Annotated in this window: 23 protein-coding genes; all 23 read right to left on the bottom strand. The window is 60.9% G+C overall.

The features are described 5' to 3' along the window. Positions 1-56 precede the first annotated feature (56 nt). Entirely contained in the window at positions 57-395 is a 339-nt protein-coding gene (locus B2V90_RS10370; RefSeq protein WP_293921167.1) for a hypothetical protein, read from the bottom strand. A 62-nt stretch (positions 396-457) separates the two neighbouring features. Then, positions 458-2,617, bottom strand: coding sequence for a hypothetical protein (locus B2V90_RS10365; RefSeq protein ID WP_293921165.1), 2,160 nt, complete (start codon positions 2,615-2,617; stop codon positions 458-460). Beyond that, positions 2,604-3,005, bottom strand: coding sequence for a DUF6950 family protein (locus B2V90_RS10360; RefSeq protein WP_293921163.1), 402 nt, complete (start codon positions 3,003-3,005; stop codon positions 2,604-2,606). The genes B2V90_RS10365 and B2V90_RS10360 overlap by 14 nt, the downstream gene beginning before the upstream one ends. Continuing rightward, a complete protein-coding gene (locus tag B2V90_RS10355; RefSeq protein WP_293921161.1) occupies positions 3,005-3,664 on the bottom strand; it encodes a hypothetical protein in 660 nt (219 codons plus the stop codon). The genes B2V90_RS10360 and B2V90_RS10355 overlap by 1 nt, the downstream gene beginning before the upstream one ends. Beyond that, positions 3,661-4,323 (bottom strand): hypothetical protein, encoded by a 663-nt coding sequence (locus B2V90_RS10350; RefSeq protein ID WP_293921159.1) that lies wholly within the window; start codon positions 4,321-4,323, stop codon positions 3,661-3,663. Before B2V90_RS10350 ends, B2V90_RS10355 begins: the two co-directional genes overlap by 4 nt. After that, on the bottom strand, positions 4,320-6,881 hold the full coding sequence (locus tag B2V90_RS10345; protein WP_293921157.1) for a phage tail length tape measure family protein: 2,562 nt from the start codon (positions 6,879-6,881) through the stop codon (positions 4,320-4,322). The genes B2V90_RS10350 and B2V90_RS10345 overlap by 4 nt, the downstream gene beginning before the upstream one ends. Positions 6,882-6,884: 3 nt before the next feature. Then, the gene (locus tag B2V90_RS10340) at positions 6,885-7,190 is read right to left on the bottom strand and encodes a phage tail assembly chaperone (protein WP_293921155.1); all 306 of its coding nucleotides are present in this window, start codon (positions 7,188-7,190) and stop codon (positions 6,885-6,887) included. A 65-nt stretch (positions 7,191-7,255) separates the two neighbouring features. Next, on the bottom strand, positions 7,256-7,669 hold the full coding sequence (locus B2V90_RS10335) for a hypothetical protein (RefSeq protein ID WP_293921153.1): 414 nt from the start codon (positions 7,667-7,669) through the stop codon (positions 7,256-7,258). A 70-nt stretch (positions 7,670-7,739) separates the two neighbouring features. Next, positions 7,740-8,465, bottom strand: coding sequence for a hypothetical protein (locus B2V90_RS10330; RefSeq protein WP_293921151.1), 726 nt, complete (start codon positions 8,463-8,465; stop codon positions 7,740-7,742). A gap of 111 nt (positions 8,466-8,576) precedes the next feature. Beyond that, positions 8,577-8,975, bottom strand: coding sequence for a hypothetical protein (locus B2V90_RS10325; RefSeq protein ID WP_293921149.1), 399 nt, complete (start codon positions 8,973-8,975; stop codon positions 8,577-8,579). 32 nt (positions 8,976-9,007) lie between these two features. Further along, entirely contained in the window at positions 9,008-9,271 is a 264-nt protein-coding gene (locus B2V90_RS10320) for a hypothetical protein (protein WP_293921147.1), read from the bottom strand. Between the two features lie 342 nt (positions 9,272-9,613). Further along, positions 9,614-10,060 carry a phage tail terminator-like protein gene (locus B2V90_RS10315; RefSeq protein WP_293921145.1) on the bottom strand — a complete coding sequence of 149 codons (447 nt, stop codon included), beginning with the start codon at positions 10,058-10,060 and terminating at the stop codon, positions 9,614-9,616. After that, a complete protein-coding gene (locus B2V90_RS10310; protein WP_293921143.1) occupies positions 10,060-10,491 on the bottom strand; it encodes a hypothetical protein in 432 nt (143 codons plus the stop codon). Before B2V90_RS10310 ends, B2V90_RS10315 begins: the two co-directional genes overlap by 1 nt. Before the next feature lies 1 nt (position 10,492). Next, positions 10,493-10,711: a hypothetical protein gene (locus B2V90_RS10305; RefSeq protein WP_293921142.1), complete on the bottom strand. Its 219-nt coding sequence runs from the start codon at positions 10,709-10,711 to the stop codon at positions 10,493-10,495. 10 nt (positions 10,712-10,721) lie between these two features. Then, a complete protein-coding gene (locus B2V90_RS10300; RefSeq protein WP_293921141.1) occupies positions 10,722-11,912 on the bottom strand; it encodes a hypothetical protein in 1,191 nt (396 codons plus the stop codon). Beyond that, positions 11,909-12,304: a hypothetical protein gene (locus B2V90_RS10295; RefSeq protein WP_293921140.1), complete on the bottom strand. Its 396-nt coding sequence runs from the start codon at positions 12,302-12,304 to the stop codon at positions 11,909-11,911. Before B2V90_RS10295 ends, B2V90_RS10300 begins: the two co-directional genes overlap by 4 nt. Before the next feature lies 1 nt (position 12,305). Further along, a complete protein-coding gene (locus tag B2V90_RS10290) occupies positions 12,306-12,806 on the bottom strand; it encodes a DnaT-like ssDNA-binding protein (protein WP_293921139.1) in 501 nt (166 codons plus the stop codon). A gap of 3 nt (positions 12,807-12,809) precedes the next feature. Beyond that, positions 12,810-13,022, bottom strand: coding sequence for a hypothetical protein (locus tag B2V90_RS10285; RefSeq protein WP_293921137.1), 213 nt, complete (start codon positions 13,020-13,022; stop codon positions 12,810-12,812). Between the two features lie 74 nt (positions 13,023-13,096). Further along, a complete protein-coding gene (locus B2V90_RS10280; RefSeq protein WP_293921135.1) occupies positions 13,097-14,167 on the bottom strand; it encodes a major capsid protein in 1,071 nt (356 codons plus the stop codon). A gap of 12 nt (positions 14,168-14,179) precedes the next feature. Next, positions 14,180-14,671: a hypothetical protein gene (locus B2V90_RS10275; protein ID WP_293921133.1), complete on the bottom strand. Its 492-nt coding sequence runs from the start codon at positions 14,669-14,671 to the stop codon at positions 14,180-14,182. A 3-nt stretch (positions 14,672-14,674) separates the two neighbouring features. Then, positions 14,675-15,823, bottom strand: a complete 1,149-nt coding sequence (locus B2V90_RS10270; protein WP_293921131.1) for a hypothetical protein — start codon at positions 15,821-15,823, stop codon at positions 14,675-14,677. After that, a complete protein-coding gene (locus tag B2V90_RS10265) occupies positions 15,820-16,035 on the bottom strand; it encodes a hypothetical protein (protein WP_293921129.1) in 216 nt (71 codons plus the stop codon). The genes B2V90_RS10270 and B2V90_RS10265 overlap by 4 nt, the downstream gene beginning before the upstream one ends. Next, positions 16,032-17,381 (bottom strand): anti-CBASS protein Acb1 family protein, encoded by a 1,350-nt coding sequence (locus B2V90_RS10260; protein WP_293921127.1) that lies wholly within the window; start codon positions 17,379-17,381, stop codon positions 16,032-16,034. Before B2V90_RS10260 ends, B2V90_RS10265 begins: the two co-directional genes overlap by 4 nt. Positions 17,382-17,415 lie beyond the last annotated feature (34 nt).

Below are 17,415 nucleotides of genomic sequence, written 5' to 3'. Positions count from 1 at the left end.
CGCAATCATAGACAACAGCATTGAAACTTTCGGAAAGGATCGCACTCCGAAAATTGCTAGATATTGATCTTGTAGACCCGGCAGGGGATCGAGTAGCTGGCGCCGATTGCGAGCAAAGGGGCGGTCAGGGTGACCTGCACAGCGTTATTTCCCGTGGCGACAATGTTGTGGATGGCATAGCCGGCGGGCAAAGGCCCGGTGGGGACGATCGAAAGCGCGTCACCGGATTTCACGCCCGTAAGAGTATATGATAGCGAGCGGATGCCGGCAGAGATTGCAACGGCCGCAGTCTGCGTGATCGTGAGATTTCCAGCGAGGATCGCGCCGGGTTGCCCCTGTGGCCCCGGCACGGCTGATGCAGGACCGGGCGGACCCACATCGCCCTTTTCCGCCATGATAGGCTCAAGCCTTCCGCCTGCACGCCTCCATGCTCCCCCGGTCACGTTTCCCTTCACGTTCATGTCACGACCCCCGATATAGGCCCTTGAGGACTTGCTTCCAAAGACGCGCCATCGGTTGCCACGTTCCAATAATACCACGTGCCGGCTGCGACAGTGTCCGTGATGGATTGGACCTGGCCAACTCCGCCTGCGAGGCCATCAACAATTTTTGTTGCCGTGCCGAAGTCTGGCGACGAGTTGCGCCATGTATCCGATGACTTAAAGCGTAGATCCTGCGGGTTTTGCCATGTCACGACGGCCTGCCCGGCGTCGCCATCAACCGTCAGTCCGGTCGAAGGTGGCAGCACGGCTACCGTCGATATAACCGCATACTCCCACGCCGGCCCGCGCCCTGATGCGGTGACATAGCGATAGCGGACAGTGTAGCTGACGCCTTCCTGCAACAGCCCACTGACCGCCGTGTTGATGTTGACCGCCATCGGCATCCACGGGTCATTCTCGTCGCCCGTGATGTCGCTGGTCAGGATATATTCGCCAACATAGGTCGCATCTTCGCGCGGGATTGCGGGGAAGTCGATCTTGATCAGGCCTTCAGAAAGATAGACATTTTCGCCCGTGATAGCCGGATAGCTGACCACGCCCTCACTGCCATCAACAACAGGCTTTGGCTGTTCTTCGCCTGCCAGCAATGTCCAACGGGACGCGCTGATCGGCACCGCGCCAAGGCTGGTGAAAATGCCAGAGCCATCCAACTCAACCGGCGTTGCAATCTCATAATCGCCAGCGAACGTGTTGTCGTAATTGATCGTGACGATCCGCTCATGACGGGCGCGCAGGCCGCGCAGATTGACCATGGGGACGATCTTGTGCCGGGGCTGTGACCGCATGCCTATGCCTTTGGCCAGACGCATCGCCTGGTTGTGATTCTGACACCCTTGAATTTCCACAGTCAGGAATTTCGGCGTCGTCAGCGGATCGTAATAGAGCGGGTTGATCCACGCGGCGGACGGTTGAACCGTGAAGTTCGCCGCTGGGTCGATATATTTGACGATGACGCCCTGCGTTTCGCTCTCGCCGTCCTGCGCCTCCATGGACGATAGGGTCATGATGTCGCGGTTGCGCGAAAAGGACAGGGTAGGCGCATACCAGTGCCCGGCGCGAACCCATGATTTGCCATCCTCATCGAAAACGATCTGGCCATCCATCGCCATGAGGATTTCGGTTTCGGCATCGACGCGTCGCTTGCTGTCCACAATGGCGACGCCCGCCTCATAGCGCTTCTGCGTGCCCTCGATTCCCTCAACGTCCTCGTCGCAGATGTCTGCCTGTTCTGCGATGCGGTCCCAATTGATGCTGCTTTCCGCCTTGTTGCGCCCGAAAGGATGCGTGCGGAACCATGCCCACACCAGTGCGGCGTTGCGGGTCGGCTTGTAAGTCGTGCGGTTGCCAAGCGTCTGCTCCGGGTCGCGCGGGTCATAGGCGTTCGCCCAATCACCGACGATGCTCAGCCCCGGCTCGCCAAGGCCGAACGGGCCGCGCCAGCGATAGATTTTATAGCGATGCTCGATCGCCAGAGCGTCCATGCAGACGACCGAAAATGTGGTGCCTACAAGTCGGTGATCCGCGGTCCATTTCGACGGGAAAGCGCTGTCCAGCGCGGCAATGCGCGGCGGTGTTGGATCTGTCTCGCTATAGGTCGTCGTCCAGATGCGGATATAGCCCACACCCTCGCCATCGACTTCGGCGGGGTCTTTGTCCTTGTTGTTCTTGAGCCGAAATTCCGCTTCCCGCACGTAGCCCGACCCGTCTAGCGTGACTGGCACGTCATCGAGGTAATATTGATAGGGCAGGCCGGTTTGCAGAATTTCGTCGCTGTGGACGATCAGCATCCACCAGCGCCCCTGACCATCGAACTCACCGAACAGCGCGCCGCCGCCTTGACGCGCACGCCCGCAATTAAGCCAGCGTGGCGGGTCGGGGATGCGGACGTTGACCTTGCCTGCCTCCATGTCGGGGGCATTGCGGGAACCCATCAGAACAGCGTTGATCGCAAACGTGCCAGCCACCACGATGCTGGCGCCGATCGCAGCACCGAGAAACCCGGCAGCGGCACCAGTGAGGCCAATCTTCGCGGCAAGGGCCTGTCCCCATCCTGGCGCGTAATAGGATAGCGCGGCGATTGCGATCAGGCCGACGATCTTCTTAACGACTGCCATGCCACACCCCGCCAATTTCCAACAGTCGCAGGCGTACTTCGACCACGCCGCGCTCAAGGCGAACGGCAACCATGCCCCCCGTGCAAAGTCCGCCGATGCGATAGTCCTGGTCGCCCTCACGACAGACGACCTCCAGCACGTCGCCGCGCGCCGGGCACCCGGCCTTTGCAACCGCGCCAGCAAGAGCCATCAACCCCGGAACGCCGCCATGGGCATCCATCTGCGCCTGCGCACCTTCCGCCGTGTCATATTTGCCGATGAATTGGCCGGTCACGTCGTCATGCCCGGTGCGAGCCAAATAGCGCCCGATCGACAGCATGCAGTCGGACTGACCATAGGCGAAATGCCCCGTCCGCCATTCACGCAGTGTTTGGTCCACCACATCCATCACGGCACCTGATAGGTCCGGTTGGCAAGCAGGGCGAGATATTCGGAGCCGCGATCGACCGATACGCCGAGCTGGGCCGCGCGGCGCTTCTGCATCGTGTCCGCATATGTCCGGTCGGGCGTCTCGCTGCGCCCGTGGTTGTTGTCCTTTGCGGTGATCGAAGCGGTATAGGTCTTGACGATTGTTCCCGATGTCGCCCGTTCGATGCTTTCCGAGAACTTGGGCGAAAACATGACCATCTCCTTGTAAAAGGAGAGTGGCGTATCCGGTCGCAGTCCTTCCCCCTCAAGGAATATGACCAGATAGCATGTCAGCTTCCGGCCAAAGACCTTGGATTGATCGGCCTTGAGTGCTTCATAGAGCGCAAGCGTTTCCTGCCCAGGGATCGAGGGAATCGTTAGCGAGAAATTATAGGTCGCGCTTGAGCCGTCCCGTCCATCCTGTAGCGCAGGCGATTTGTGCAGGTTGCGTCCGTTCGCATCGACCGTGCCAAGCCATTCATTGCCGGCGCTGTCGGTGAAGTCGCCTTGACCATCCCAAAGCCGGATCGGGTCGTCCTTGAAGTCATAGAACCAGCATTTGCGAACCGTCGCCACGATGTCCGTCACATCGTCGGCCGCGCCCATGATTTCGTCAATCTGGTCATAGAAGGCGCTCACGGAAGCCGCGCCTGCTGTAGGATGATATTGCCCGGCTTGACGTGCCCCAAGTTGTTGTAGGGGCTGCGAATATCACCGCCATTGCTGATGCGACCCGTGAACCAAGGGCGCAGATAGCAGTTGTCGCCTGCCGCGATATTTCGGGCCAGCGGAGGCGTGACGATCGCAGTCGCTATGTCGCCGTCATAGCTTATTTCATCGACCAGATAGGTGTCGAAGTCGTGGCCGATGACGTGACCGGGCGACAGGATCGGGCCGACGCCGGTCAGGTCGATCTTGACCGTGACCGACCCTTTCAAAGCCTCAGCATCATAGGTCGCGGTGAAATCGCCGTCCCAATTTTCCTGATTGGCCCATGTCTGCCCATTGCTCCACGGAACCGCGGTCATGCCGCGTTTTTTGCTGTAGGCGACCTGCGGAGAGGGCGCCAAGCGGACCCGGAAAACCTGACCGCCGATCTTCGACATGATCCAGGAGGCGAGGGGACTATCCCATTCCGTATCAATGATAGTCGGCTGCAATTCCAGGACGCCGAAGCCGCCGGGTTCGGGTGTGATGAACTGCGCCATGCCGCTGGTCAGGCCGCCATCATATCCAGCGCCAGGGGCATGGAATAGCTGCGTCTCGATGCGGAATGTCGGGAACTGATAGACCTTCACGACACCACCGCCCCGTCCGTCTGGATTTTCTGGATCATCATCGTCAGGTTGCGTTCGACCTGCTCATAGGTCGCTTCGGCCGCCTGCTGGTTCATCGCCGCGATGCTTTCGACGCCGATCGCGCCGGCAAAGCTGTTGTAGTTGCTGACCTTGACCTCGATCTTCCTTCCGCCACCACCGTGCATCTGGACGCCAAGCGCACCATTGGCCCCGCGCTTGAGCGGCATGATTGCTTCGGGGCCGGCCTCGCCCATCTCTCCCAGCGCAGCGCCGTTGGCGAAGCGGAACAGGGTTGGCGTGTTGACGACGCTGTTCGTGAACGCGCTGCCTTTGGCGAAGCGCTGTGGCGTTCCATAGACGCCGCCAAGGGCGTTCTTCGTGGTCGATCCGCCAAGGCCAATGCTGCTCATCAGGCTCCCGAAGAAACCGCCGCCTCCGCCGCCCGTGAACGCCATGTCCAGAAACTTGTCGATGGCGCGGTCCATCAGCTTGTCGATTATCCGGTTCAGGCTGTTGACCACGCTGCCGGCAAAGGTCTTGAAGACGTTGCCGCCTTCGCGAACGCCGGTTATCCAGTCTGAGAGGAAGCCTTTCGTGACCTCGCGTGCATCGGCAATGGCCTTTGCCTGCTGATCGATGGCGTAGCGCGTCTGGCCATAAGCCTCACCCGCCGCCTTGATGGCAGCGATTTCATCCGGTGACAGGTCGATGCCTTGTCGCTTCGCCTCGTTGAGGCGCTCAATGACATAGGCATAGGATTCGGCAGCCGCGCCAGTGAGCATCAAGCCTTTGCGCTCAAGGTCCATCGCATATGCAGCATCTTCCGCATCTTTGCGGATCGTTTCCATGCGTCGGACACGATTCTGATTGATCTGGTCGTTGGCATTAAGTCCGGCATCAGCCGCAATCCTGGTTGCAGCTTCCGGCGACAGGGTTTCCCCGCGCGGCAAAGCATTTCGCGCTGCCGTGACAGCCTCCAGCGCGGCCTTGGTGCGGATCAGCTCATCGCCATAGGTGCCGATCAGCGCCGTTTCATCATTGATGGCCGACCGCTGCTGTTCCAGACTGTCGGTGACCTGCTGGATCGCCTGCGCCGTCTCGCCAGCCACCTTTGCGCTGGCGTAAGCCGAAGCCAGCTTGTCGACCTCCGCCCTGACGGCGGCTGTAACCGGAATTTTCGCCTTCTCGATCTGGTTCAGCAGTTTGGTTCGCTGTTCCAGTTCTGCCGCTGCACGGGCCGACATTCCGACAGCCTCCGCACGCGCCTTTTCGGCAGTCACCTCAGCCTGCGCGCTTCGAAGAATATCGGCCAGCTTCTCCGCGTCGGTCTTTCCACCCTTGGCCTTCGGCGCGTCATACATCGCCTTGGCCATATCACCCTGGCGCTTACGGGCGTTCGCAGCGGCCTGTGCCGACACGTCATCCATGAACTTCTGCGCATCCTGATATGCTTTGCCATAGGTTTTCGCGAGCAAGTCAGGATCGCCCTGCCCGATCATCATCTTGCCAAGCCCGATCACGCCACCCTTTTCGATCTCGGCCAGGTAGGACCGGGTGCCTGCAAGCGCCGCATAAATGCCTGCCATGGTCGCGCGCGTGCCCGTCAGCAGCCGATCAAGGAATCCCTCCCACGTCTTCGCCATGTCCTCGACACTGACGCCCATGGATGCCGCTGCCTCGCGCAATGCGACCTGAAACACCGCCTTGGTCGTGTCGCCGAAGGTGACGGTCACGGAATTGAGCTTTTCCACCTCCTTCTTGGTGTATCCCATTTGCGTCGTGTAGGTTTTGAGGCCGTTTTCTGCACGGTAGGCGGCATCGGCGCTTTCGCTCCCAGATGACGCGAGCTGGATCAAGGCGGCCGCGCCTGCGACAAGCGCGATCGTCACCAGCGAAACCGGGCTTATCAGGGACAGAAAAGCAGCCTTGAGTGTAGCGAGTGTGCTACCTCCGGTTTGCGCGAACACTGCGGAAAGTTGGGTTCCCTGCTGCAACGCAATGATGAGAGGACTCATCCCCATAGCCGCTGTCACGCCGATATCCTGAAACTGCGCGGCGATGTTGCCGGTGTTCGCCTTCATTGCTCCGGCACTGGCGGCGGTTCTGGTTGCCAGCCTATCTACAGCCCCTACTGCCGGCTCAGTGACCTTGGGAATAGATGCCAAACTATTGCGGTAGGCAACGACATGCGCATCCGCCTGCCTTTGTGCCGCCGCTAGGCCGGCCAGATGCTGCGTATAGGCAATGACGTGACTATCGGCCGCCGCCACAGCCGCGCCGGCCTTCGCCATGCTGGTGGCGGCATTGTCATTCGCGGTTGCAAGTGCGCGTTCAGCCTGCTGCGCCTTCGTCAAGGTGCTTATCAGCGCCGACATCTTGTTGTCGATCGACTGCACCGACGCGACTAGCCGGGCGATTGACCCCGCCTGATTGCCGAAATTGACCTTCGCGGCCGATGCGGCGGCGCGATCCGAAGATGCAGCAAATCGGTCAAGGTCGTTCGCAGCCTGGACAACCTTGCTGCTGTCGATGTTCATTGAGAGGGCGGCAACATCCATGACTTACCGACCCCTGCGACCAGAGGTGGCATTGCGGAATGCGTCGCGTGCGCTCACAGATGGATCGCCTTGCGGGGACTGGTCTGGATTATTCCGCTTCATCAGATATGCCCTGTCCATTTCCCGGATGCAGACCTGAAACATATCTGCATCTTCGTATCCCCAGCCCTCCGTGTGCCGGTCTATGGCGCTTGCCGGTATGGGGCCTTCGCCAAAGCCGATCTGCCGTTCCGTCGAAAGCTGCCAGAAATCCTCATACCAGCCCCCGAACCCGTCGATGATGTCGGGCGGCTCAAGGGCGTCAGACACTTGCCCCGCATCTTTGGCCGCCCGCCACGCATCGTAATTGTCCAGCGCCCATTCGAGCGCCGCCGTCAGTTTCCCGCCGCGTCCTTCGTCTGCGCTGCGATCTTGTCCGCAACCTGGTCGCCGGCCCACTCGACGCCACGCCGAAACTTCGCGCCGATGCCGTGGTCATCGTCAGCCGTCAGGATCGCGAGCGCCGCATCCTTCGTGCATTTCAGCGGCTCGCCGCCCTTAGTCACGCCTTTCCAGTCGATCAGAATATGCTCAGCAAGAGGCTTTCCGGTCGCGACCGTGAAGTTCGACAGGCCTTCATCCGTGTTGAGCTTCTTGCCGCTGCGGCGCGCGAGGCCGGCGGTGGCGACCCGGAACGGCTTGTAATTGGTGGAGCGCACCTTGAACTCGATCCCCTCCATGTCGGGAATGTCGCCAACCCAATGGCCTTCGGTCAGGTCCGCCTTCTTTTCGATCAGGTCGATGTCCATGCTTCGTCTCGCCGGGCCTGTTCGGGTCTAAGGACGACGGCCGACCCGACAGCCGCCGCCCCTAGCTTGTTCAGACTTCGAGAATGTTGCTGTCGGGCGCGATCGTCCATGTGCGCAGCAGCGGCGTGTTGGCAGCGCCGCCCTGTTTCGCACCCGGCATCGCAAGACCGAAGAACAGGTCAGTCGAGCCAGCGGGCTGCGCGCTCGCAGTGATGGCCTCTGCGGTCGCCGGGCCAGTCGTTTCCACGGCATCCCCGCTGGGGGCGTTGGAAACGCTGAACGTGGTGGCCGTCAGACCGGATGCCAGCACGTAATAGACCGTCGAGGGCGACAGCCCGGTCGGCAGGTTGCCGCCAGTTGGTGAAAACATGATCGGGGATCCTGCCTCAAGCCCATGGCCACCAATCCAAGTGATGACAGCCGGGTTGGCAACGCTGATCGTCACCGGACCCTCCGAAGCGCAGCCTGCGCCCCATTCGACCTTGAAGGCATAGGGCGAACAGCTGTCGATCGCCGCCTTGAACTTGATCTGGCCGGGATCATTGGGCAGCGGCGCGAAGGTGTTTTCCATCGTCGCACCAACCTTGGTGCCCTTGATCTGACGGACCCGGCCCGCGCTGATGAACGCCTGGCTGATGATTTCCTGCGTGTCACCGAGCGAACCGCTCTGCGTCCACCCGCCGATTTCGGTCCATTCGGCTTCCTGAGCGGTAAAATCCGCCAGCGTTACCGTGTCCTTCGGCGCGACGCGCGTGCCGATGTAGATTTTCGATCCATTGACTGCCTGCAATGCCATGTCCCGTCGCTCCTTATGCCCAGGGTCATGGCTGGGCTGTTCCAAGGTGGCGAAACATTACAACGGCAGGCGAGAAAGCGCAACAATCATGCGCAACGTTGAACTATTCAATCATGATGTGGCATCATCCGATCGCGCCTTCACCTGGAGGCAACGCTTTTCGAGGCGCGCAACATCCTTGCTGACAGACGATTTTTTGACCGGGTGGCGATAAAATGCCCGCATGGTGACGGCGCCGCCTTCCTCGCGGACCTTGAAGGTCATCCACGGCTCCAGCTTCGGCCCCCATAGCGAATTTGGCGCAACGTCAATGTCATTGCCGGCCTCCATGGGGATGACAGCGGCCTCAGCGTGGCGGCCCATCGTGCGGGCGATGCAGGCTGTTGCGTCGCTGACGCTCATATCCAGCGTCAGGACGGTTCCCCATGGGCGATGGGGATAGTCAGTGTCGGGCGCGGCGATGGCGGGGACGGCGGCGAATCCTATGAGGATGATGGCGAGGTGTTTCATGCTGACAAGTTGTCAGCAAACCGCTTGGATGACTAGCCTTCCTCCAGCATGGCGTCGATCATGGCTTGATACGCTTCGACCGTCTTGCGCTCGCCCTCCTGAAGCACAACCCTGCCTGCACCGATCATGCGATTGTTCGGCTCTCGGATCGCGGTGAGGACGGCGCAGACATTAGCCAGATATTCTCGCCATTCCAGCTCGCATGCGGCACGATCCGCGTCTGTGCAGGCAGTGCCATAGGTGAACTCGGCGTCCATTCTAGCAATAGCCCGCGCGGCGCGTTCAAGCGGGGTCATGGGAGGACAACTTTCGTGTAGGTTCGACCATCTTCGCCAACTGCCTGATCTAGCTTATGATAGCCCCAACTCATCGTCTCCGGGTCGAAGCGAAGATCGGTATAGCCCCGTTCTACGGCACGTTCACGGAGTGACTTTAGGGGCACAAAATGCCCAATGTCATCGCTAAGGCTAATGCGGAAATCGCTGCCTATTTTCTTCGGGTCAACCATGACAAGGTCATACCATAGTGGGGTTTGGCATGAAAGTGTGCTGCGGGGCGACATGCAAGTAGCTATCGCGACCTCCGCCATCGGGGCGGCGCTCTTCACCTGAGCTACCCGCAGCGCGCCAAGACTAGCATCAAATGCTCGACCAGAAAACCCGCACCACAGCGACCCGATAAGCGCCACCGACATAAGCCTGCATCGCCGCTGCGTCCTGCGTGACGCGCAACCGCGACTGCCCATAGGTCATGCAGGCGTCAGCCGGGAAGTGCGCTGCGATCTGGCCAGCTATTTCCTTGATCTGGGCATGACTAACGTCGCGCGCGATCGGCCATTGCAAGGTGAGCATGAGCGTGCCGGTGCGGATATGATCGACGCCGTGGATGCCACGCGAGGAAAGGCCAATCCGCTGCGGATCGTTCGTCGCGTCGGATAGCAGGATGAAGGGCAGGGGGTTGTTGCTACCGTCCTTGGGCGGTGTCACCAGTGCGCCGGGATCGTAGATTGGGATCACCGGATCAGTGATGAGGGTGTCGACTCTGCTGCGGAGGGCTAGCCAGTCGGTGGTTTCGATGCTGGGCATTATCCGGTCCTCATCTTTCGCGCCTCAGCCTCAACGATCTGCGGCCATTTCGCAGCCGCCGCTTCGGCGAAACCATATCCTGCCTGATTATAGACGCGGCCAAGGCTATCAGCACCGACGAATCCATAATTCTGCCGGCGCGCATATTTTGCCTGCCACCCGATATAGATCGTATCCCCCGGCTTGATCGCTGCCAGCCCCAACGAATAGTCGCCCGTGGCCAATCCTTCGATGATCTGCGGCGGCTTGTTGTCGATCACCACCGACCGCGCCAGATTGCCCGTCTTAACCGGCACGCGCCCGCCATTCGGGATGGTGTTGCCTGCCTCCTTGGCAAGAGCCTGGACGCTGTTGCGCAGCAGGGCGGTTAGCCCGACTGTCGAGAGATTGCCCGCCCACTTCGCAGGATCGACGCCCTGCCACCCCGCCATTTCAGCGGCCTTTCTTGCGTGGCGTCGGCTTCGCTTCCTCTGCGCGATGATCGGACGCGGGATCTATTGCGATCGTTGTGCGCAGACCTTCCACGGTTTCCTCATGTGGGTTGGCGATGTTGAATTTCGCGCGCAGGGCTTCGACGGTGAGGCCCGCCGCCTCTGCCATCTTGCCATGCAGGATCGCGCTTCGGATTTTCTGGCAATTCACGCACGCCATATTCGCCTCCTTAAAGCCCGTAGGCCCAATCAATGTCGAAGTCGGTCCCGCACCGGCAGTTGACGTTGTTGCGAGCGCCGCCCTGCGGATCGTGGCTGTGCTGCATGACCGATCCATCGGGCAGAATGAACGGCGCGTCCAGTCCGTCGACCGTGCGGCCGTTCATCGCAAGGTGCGTATCGCGCGCGTCATCAATCCCGCCAAGGTGACGCCATTCTTTCGTGACCGCCTCAACAGGCAATCCAGCCTTGTCGAGCGCTTGCCGCGTCGCCTCGGCCCGCGCCGACATGACGCCCTGCGCCGTTTCCGTGCGCGCCACATCCTCCGCGCGCCGGGCTAGCAGGCGGTCACTATATTTCGCGACCATCTCATCAATTTTGTCACGGGTGAGCGGGTTGGGTTTGCCGGCAGCGACATCGCGGATCGCCTTCATGATCGAGCGGTCATAGCGCCGGTCACGCAAGGTCTGGCCCGTGCCCTCAACCCATTTGCCATCGCTGAACCGGCCCAACACCTTCACCATCTCGTCGGGGTCGCCAGACAGAAGACGTTGGCGCATGCTATCAACATAGCCAGCCTGCGGATCGGACAGGCCGATAATTCCGCCTTCGCGCTTTCCGCTGATCGGATTGACCCGGCCCGCGATGTCGGTAGCGATTGTCTGCGGCCCGTCGCCGCGCCGGAATCCGTCCGCGATAACCTTGCGCGCCGTTTCGACCTGTTCGTCTACATAGCCGACGACACGGGACGCTGCCTCGGTCCTGATCTTCGATTCTGCACGCGGGTTCGTCATGTCGAAGCGAAACATGATGTTGGTCGGCTCAGGCCCGTCCAACGACAGGGAAGGGGGGGGTGTCCGCGTCGGCCCGCCAGGCCCCGAAGGATCGGGGGCAATGTCGGGCGAGCGAATGAACGGATCGCGACTTTCACGGCGGAAGAACGCTACCCGATCCTTGGTCAGGGCATCGGAAGTGACCGCGCCGGCCTTCGCGAAACCCGATTGACGCTCCAGCGCATATTCCGAGAAAGCGCCGCGGTCGATGTTGAGGGCGTCAATCGCGGCGTCGATATTGTTGTCCCGCAACGCCGAAAGCAGGGCGGGGAAGTTTATGCCCGCCCGCAGAAAGGCGATTGCCGCGATGAATGCCGCCGCCAGCGCTGGTTCGAGCTGGTCAATCAGGTCTTGAAGGTCGTCGTTCATCGGCGCACCAGAAAGCGGATCGCCACGACCGTTCCGGCAGCGGGAATATTCTCGACCTTGAGGATGGTGACGGGCGCGCCGTCAATCTCCATCACCTGACCCGGATCATATTCGCCACCCCAAGGCGCGACGATGACTTGCAGGTCGGTCGCCACGATCTGGCCGCCAGTTTCAACAGGTGCCCCGATCAGTTCCTTACCGACGCCGCGAACGGCACCGCTCAGGACCGTGACTTGCCGCGTCGATGTGGCAGGCGGCTCCCATGGCAGCGATGGCGGGGGTCCGTCGATTTCGGTAACAAGCAAGATGCTGCCTTGCCCGTATCCGCCTTGGCTGGTCGGTGCCAGGAGGCGCTGGGCAGTCGCCCGCATCCGCTCGTAAATGTCAGCCATGTCAGCTTCCCAGCGTCCACATGAACGCCATGCCCTTGCTGTCGTCACAGATGAAGGCGGACAGCCACCCGTCGATCTGGCTGTCTATGAACGACGGGCCGCCACTACGCTCTGCCTTGCCGTCATCAAAATATTCGACATCGACAGCGCCCTCAACCAGCTCGCGCTTGACCCGCTGACCAAGGGATGCAGACGATCCGATGAGGATGCCGGGTGTTTGTGCGTCAAGCCAGCCAGCGCGATAGGATGCGTTCACCACTGCGGGCGGGATTGCATCGACAGGGACAGGTTGCACGCAGTTCACCGTCGCCCCGGTGCGCGGCCAGGCAAGTTCCTGCATCACGCCATTGGTGCGATAGCCGGTCCAAAATGCCTCATAGCCATCAACATAGGCGCTCCCACGCGCGCGCAGGACGGCAGGCGATGGGGCTGACGGGGGCAGGGAATAGCCCTGTTCCGCCAGCCAATCGGTGAAGCCTTGGTCGGTGCCGTAGGCGGCCATGCGTCAATCCTTCGGGCGAGCGCGGCGCGTCGGCTTTTCGCCTTCTTCGTCCTTCGCGGGGTTGGTGACGGGCTGCGCTTCCTTCGCCGGCTCTTTGCCGACGATTTCATACCGCCCGGCCCAACCTGCCGGCGCTTCCCTAACTTCGAGTTCGGTGCCGATCGGCAATTCGCCCAACGCTCCGAAGATGCCGCCCGCGATGATCCTGATCTTCATGTCCATTCTCCTATGCAAAAGGGCGGGACCGTTAAGCCCCGCCCCCTCAGACCTTACGTGCCGGGATGGCCCGATCAGTTCACGACGGTGCTGTAGAACACGCCGGACTTGCCGTTGATGTCGGCCCGGATATCGAGGCCCATCGCGCCCATGACAAGGAAGTTGTAATCGTCCACGGGGTTGAGGCGAACCGCCGCCGTGGTCGAAACCGCCATGCCGATAAGCGGTCGGATATAGTTGCTGTTGGGCACGAACCCGAAGAACTCGTTGCCCGACAGCTTGTAGGTGACCGCAATCTTCGCGATGCGGCGGTTGGTGAGCAGGAAGTCCATGATCCGACCACCCTTGAACCCGGCTGCACCCGAATACTGACGATCCCAATTGCGGGCGATTTCGGGGGAGATGTAGAGGTTGACCGGAGCCGTGATGAGATTGGCATCCAGCATCGCCCCGAACGCCCCGGTGAAGAAAGCGTCGATCTCGTCGGCGGTGGTCGTCGGGTCGGTGAGGTCGATGTTCGCACCGCCGGCACCGGAGCCGAGGTTGATCGCCTTCGCATAGGGATGGTTGCGGATGCCATAGCCCGTCGCTCCTTCGAACTTCATCGTCAGGTCGCCATCGAGCGCATAGTCCGCCATATCCTCGCGGATCGCAGCGGTATGTGCTTCCTGGTCGTCGGCCAGAGCGTCGAAATTCTCCGACTGGAGGCCATTCCATTCGCGCCATGAACGGCCATAGCCGGTGTTGAAGATCGGAACGAGCGTGTTGCGGTAGTCATAATCGACCTTGCCGAGCACCTCTGGCACCTTGCCGCTGATCGAACGGCGAACGAGGCCGGCATCACCTGAAACACGATGCTGGAACACGATCTTGCCGATGTTGATCGGGCGGGCGAGCGGCATCAGGTCAGCCATGTAGGTCTGGCCTTCATCGTCGCGCATCACGCGGCGGGTGATCGTGTCCATCTCCAACCATGCGTCGCGCGGCAGAACCGCAGCGGCATTTGCGACGCCCAAGGCATTGGCCATGAGCGGAGCCAAAGCACCTTCGGCCGCAATGAATGCGTCGCGCTGGGCGTTGACCTGATTCCACCATGCCTGATGGGGCCGGCTGTTCGCGACCAGGTTTTTCGAGAAATAACGCATTGACCTTGCCCCTTATGCCGACGCGGACAGGTAGCTAGCCGACGCCGCCGGGCGGACGCGGACAAGCTGGCTGCTGCCACTGGTGTTGTTGTAGGCTTCGTCCGAATAGGCCACCACAAGGTCGCTGGTCGAAGCAATGGCGAGCGTGCCGTTAGCGCCGGGCGTCAGAGCCGTGCCGGCTGCGGTGATGTTGACGCCGGTTGCAACGCGCGCCGCATAGTGCGTGTCGTCCTGCATTTCGAGGCCGATCACCGTGTCACCGTCAACCACCGGAGGGCCGGCGGCATAAGCGGTGTAAGCCACATCGACGCCCTTCTGCGCCAGATAGTTTTCCTGCGCGAGCCAGACCTTGCCTACCGTGGTTGCGCCGGCCAGTGCAAAGCGACCAGCGCCGTTCAGGACGACAAGCGAACCCGGCAGAATGGCTGCGGCTGCTTCGGCTTCACGAACCTGCGGGTCGTTCTTGCGCGCCGGGCCGAGATGGATGCGAGAGTAACGTGCCATGGATCAGTCCCCCTCAGGAAGAGCGTAGACGGGCTGCTTGCCGCCATTGCCCGTGAATGCGCCGTTGAGGCGGATGGCAGGGGCCTGCTTCGGCGCGGTGGAGAGCAGCGCGTTCAGCACCGGAGCGGTCGCCTCTTTCGCGACAGACTCATCAAGCAAGCCAGCTTCCACCACCTTGTTGACCAGTTCGAGGCGATCAGCCTCTTCCTTGTCCTTGGCGGCCCGCGCCTGCGCTTCCTGCGCATCAAGCATCGGCTTGAGCGCGTTCGCGACTGCGGTTCCGATCTTTTCATCAAGGCCGGACACGGTTTCGGCCAGCGCCGCCACCTTGCCCGAAAGCTCGTCAAACTGAGCCTTATCCATAGGTTCGTCCTCTGCGTTCAGGGCAGCGCCCGGTGTGGTTTCGGGCGTCGGGTCGCCCTGAACTGCTCGCACGATAATTGTTTTAATGCGTTCAAGCAATGGCAAACGTTCTTTTCGTTCAACTGCGCGCAATAAACTATCAACGGACCAGTCAATCTCCCGGTCGATGTCGTCGGCGAATGACGAGTTGATCACGTCGATTTTTTCGCCGTCGGGTGCGGACGCGGCATTGACCATGAGGCCGACGCCCTGCGCCGGGGTCGCCGCCCCTTCTTCGCCAAGGAGGATCGCGTCATGATCGAAGACGATTTCCGACGCCTCCCAATCCACGCCGTCTTCGCCTTCCACCGCAGTCATCATTGCATAGAGGCCGGTGCTGCTGTGGATCGGCGCACCCTTTTCGATCGCCTCAAGCACCGCCTTGCCGCCGTCGAGCTGGTTAGCGGTCGCCACGTCGATCACCTTGTCAACGAACACGCGCCCTTGCTCGCGGCGGACGTTCCGGTTCCATGCCCCGATCCACCCGCGTGCCAGGCCCTCAGGGTCTTTCGCCGACACGAATGTGCCTTCGATGGTCGGGTGACCAAGCGGGGCGGGCGTGTTTTCCAGACTGCCGAACGCCTTGGCAATCTCGTCTGCGGGATAGCGCACCCGGTTCATGACGATCCCATCGGGCATGGTTGCGCTGGGCACGATGATGTAATCCCGGCCGTCGCGGCGCTCACGGCGGATTGCTGCGCTGTTGATCGCGTGGCGGACGTTTACGCGGACTTGTTTGCTCATGGTCATTCCTCGATCCATTCGGCCGTGACGACGCCGGACAATCGCTCAGTTGCAAATTTGTCGCCATTGACGAGTGGCATACCGTCTTCATCAGCAACAAACTTGATTAGCCACGCTTCGGACAGATGCGCTTCCACGACTTTCTCTTGCTCTACACCGTCAAGAAAGATGCGGCATGGCGGCACTTTGCCGGCCACAAGATGATCAGGAAAATTCATTCCGTCACCTCATCGGGAATAGTCTGAACCGGCCCATCTTCCGCTGCACGACGCTGCCGTTCCTGTCGGTCGCGCAGAAACTCATCGAATCCCTTGACCTCATCGGCAGGCTTGAAGCCGGCGGCCTCACGAATTTCGTCAGCCATGAACGCAGGCTCACTGCCCAGCGTCTGGTTGATGGTCGCCATCTTGACGGCGCGGTCGATCTTTTCGTCAGGCGAGGCGTCTAGCAGATCGTCCCATCCGATCGTCCACGGCCTTGCCTCCAGCACGCCCCAGCGGACGAGGCGATCAAGCATGTCGTTGAGGATAGGCACGATGCGGTTTGCGCGCCGGGCCATGTTGGTCTGCGCCCATTCCGCCGCGTCCTCGGTGCTAGCGCGCTCACCAGTGATGTTGCCGACCAAAACCTTGAACGGGATCGACATGGACGCGGCGAATGACTGGACGCACGGTTCCCAGAACTCCTTGGGCTGGGGCAGGGTGATGGTGAGCGGCTTGGCGGTGAAGCCCGACAACATGAACGCCTTGTCAAATCCAGCTTGAAACTCATCAACCTTGTCATTGAGCTTGTCACGGATTTCATCTGGCGTTGCCACACCCATGCCGCGCATCATATCCTCGATGCTCAAGCCGTCTTTGCTTTCGAGCATCGGAGCGCCACGAGCCGACTTCCAGAAGCCTTCGCCCCCAGCCCCCTTGATTTTCTCGGCGTCGGACACGTCATTGAAACCCGGCTCGAGCGCAGACGAGCAATTCACCGTCCCATCGTCAGAGAAAATCAGGATGCGATCGCGATGGATGCGGACTTGCCGACGGCCGACATTCTGCGGATCGCCTACGGCTTGCTCATCGAACTGGAAGAACAGCGGGTCGCCATAGGTTTCGCTGGTCTCGTCCTGATCCCATTCGGCAACGGTTAGCTGCCCCTCCCATGCCGGGATGATCGACGAAAGGCTTTCGATGCCCTTGGCGACGCGGTCAACAGGCTGATCCAGCGTCTTGCCATCGCGTAGCAGCAGGATAGCGCCGGCATAGCACCCGACCATACTGCGGCGATCCGCGTCCATAAGCGCGCGCCAGAGGTTTCGCTTGGCGAAGTGCTTGGAGATATCCGCTTCCGCTGGCGTCTCTCCGGGCGTCTCGCCTTCCCAAATTGCCGGCATCGTCTGCCAGGTCTTAGCGATCGTCTTGTCAACCGCTGCGGCAGCAAGGCTCGAACGTTTATAGAGGCGGTGGAAATGCTCGAACTCAAGGCATTCGGGCCATCCATAATCCTTGGCGTAGTCATGCTTTGAACTGGCCGCGTAGGCCCACGGAAACATGCGACGAACCCTGTCGCGCATGAACGTTGCTGCATTGCCGATGATGGATGATTGT

It is taken from the genome of Sphingobium sp. UBA5915, from assembly GCF_002431195.1.
Classification (GTDB): domain Bacteria; phylum Pseudomonadota; class Alphaproteobacteria; order Sphingomonadales; family Sphingomonadaceae; genus Sphingobium; species Sphingobium soli.
Note: the sequence above shows the minus strand (reverse complement) of the source record. Positions and strands in the feature narration are given on the sequence as shown.

Coding starts and splice junctions, on each gene's coding strand:
- B2V90_RS10260 (WP_293921127.1), bottom strand. CDS start 17,381: ATGCGCGACAGGGTTCGTCGCATGTTTCCGTGGGCCTACGCGGCCAGT.
- B2V90_RS10280 (WP_293921135.1), bottom strand. CDS start 14,167: ATGCGTTATTTCTCGAAAAACCTGGTCGCGAACAGCCGGCCCCATCAG.
- B2V90_RS10285 (WP_293921137.1), bottom strand. CDS start 13,022: ATGAAGATCAGGATCATCGCGGGCGGCATCTTCGGAGCGTTGGGCGAA.
- B2V90_RS10330 (WP_293921151.1), bottom strand. CDS start 8,465: ATGGCATTGCAGGCAGTCAATGGATCGAAAATCTACATCGGCACGCGC.
- B2V90_RS10275 (WP_293921133.1), bottom strand. CDS start 14,671: ATGGCACGTTACTCTCGCATCCATCTCGGCCCGGCGCGCAAGAACGAC.
- B2V90_RS10365 (WP_293921165.1), bottom strand. CDS start 2,617: ATGGCAGTCGTTAAGAAGATCGTCGGCCTGATCGCAATCGCCGCGCTA.
- B2V90_RS10315 (WP_293921145.1), bottom strand. CDS start 10,060: ATGCCCAGCATCGAAACCACCGACTGGCTAGCCCTCCGCAGCAGAGTC.
- B2V90_RS10290 (WP_293921139.1), bottom strand. CDS start 12,806: ATGGCCGCCTACGGCACCGACCAAGGCTTCACCGATTGGCTGGCGGAA.
- B2V90_RS10325 (WP_293921149.1), bottom strand. CDS start 8,975: ATGAAACACCTCGCCATCATCCTCATAGGATTCGCCGCCGTCCCCGCC.
- B2V90_RS10360 (WP_293921163.1), bottom strand. CDS start 3,005: ATGGATGTGGTGGACCAAACACTGCGTGAATGGCGGACGGGGCATTTC.
- B2V90_RS10335 (WP_293921153.1), bottom strand. CDS start 7,669: ATGGACATCGACCTGATCGAAAAGAAGGCGGACCTGACCGAAGGCCAT.
- B2V90_RS10320 (WP_293921147.1), bottom strand. CDS start 9,271: ATGACCCCGCTTGAACGCGCCGCGCGGGCTATTGCTAGAATGGACGCC.
- B2V90_RS10300 (WP_293921141.1), bottom strand. CDS start 11,912: ATGAACGACGACCTTCAAGACCTGATTGACCAGCTCGAACCAGCGCTG.
- B2V90_RS10270 (WP_293921131.1), bottom strand. CDS start 15,823: ATGACCATGAGCAAACAAGTCCGCGTAAACGTCCGCCACGCGATCAAC.
- B2V90_RS10345 (WP_293921157.1), bottom strand. CDS start 6,881: ATGGATGTTGCCGCCCTCTCAATGAACATCGACAGCAGCAAGGTTGTC.
- B2V90_RS10305 (WP_293921142.1), bottom strand. CDS start 10,711: ATGGCGTGCGTGAATTGCCAGAAAATCCGAAGCGCGATCCTGCATGGC.
- B2V90_RS10295 (WP_293921140.1), bottom strand. CDS start 12,304: ATGGCTGACATTTACGAGCGGATGCGGGCGACTGCCCAGCGCCTCCTG.
- B2V90_RS10370 (WP_293921167.1), bottom strand. CDS start 395: ATGGCGGAAAAGGGCGATGTGGGTCCGCCCGGTCCTGCATCAGCCGTG.
- B2V90_RS10265 (WP_293921129.1), bottom strand. CDS start 16,035: ATGAATTTTCCTGATCATCTTGTGGCCGGCAAAGTGCCGCCATGCCGC.
- B2V90_RS10310 (WP_293921143.1), bottom strand. CDS start 10,491: ATGGCGGGGTGGCAGGGCGTCGATCCTGCGAAGTGGGCGGGCAATCTC.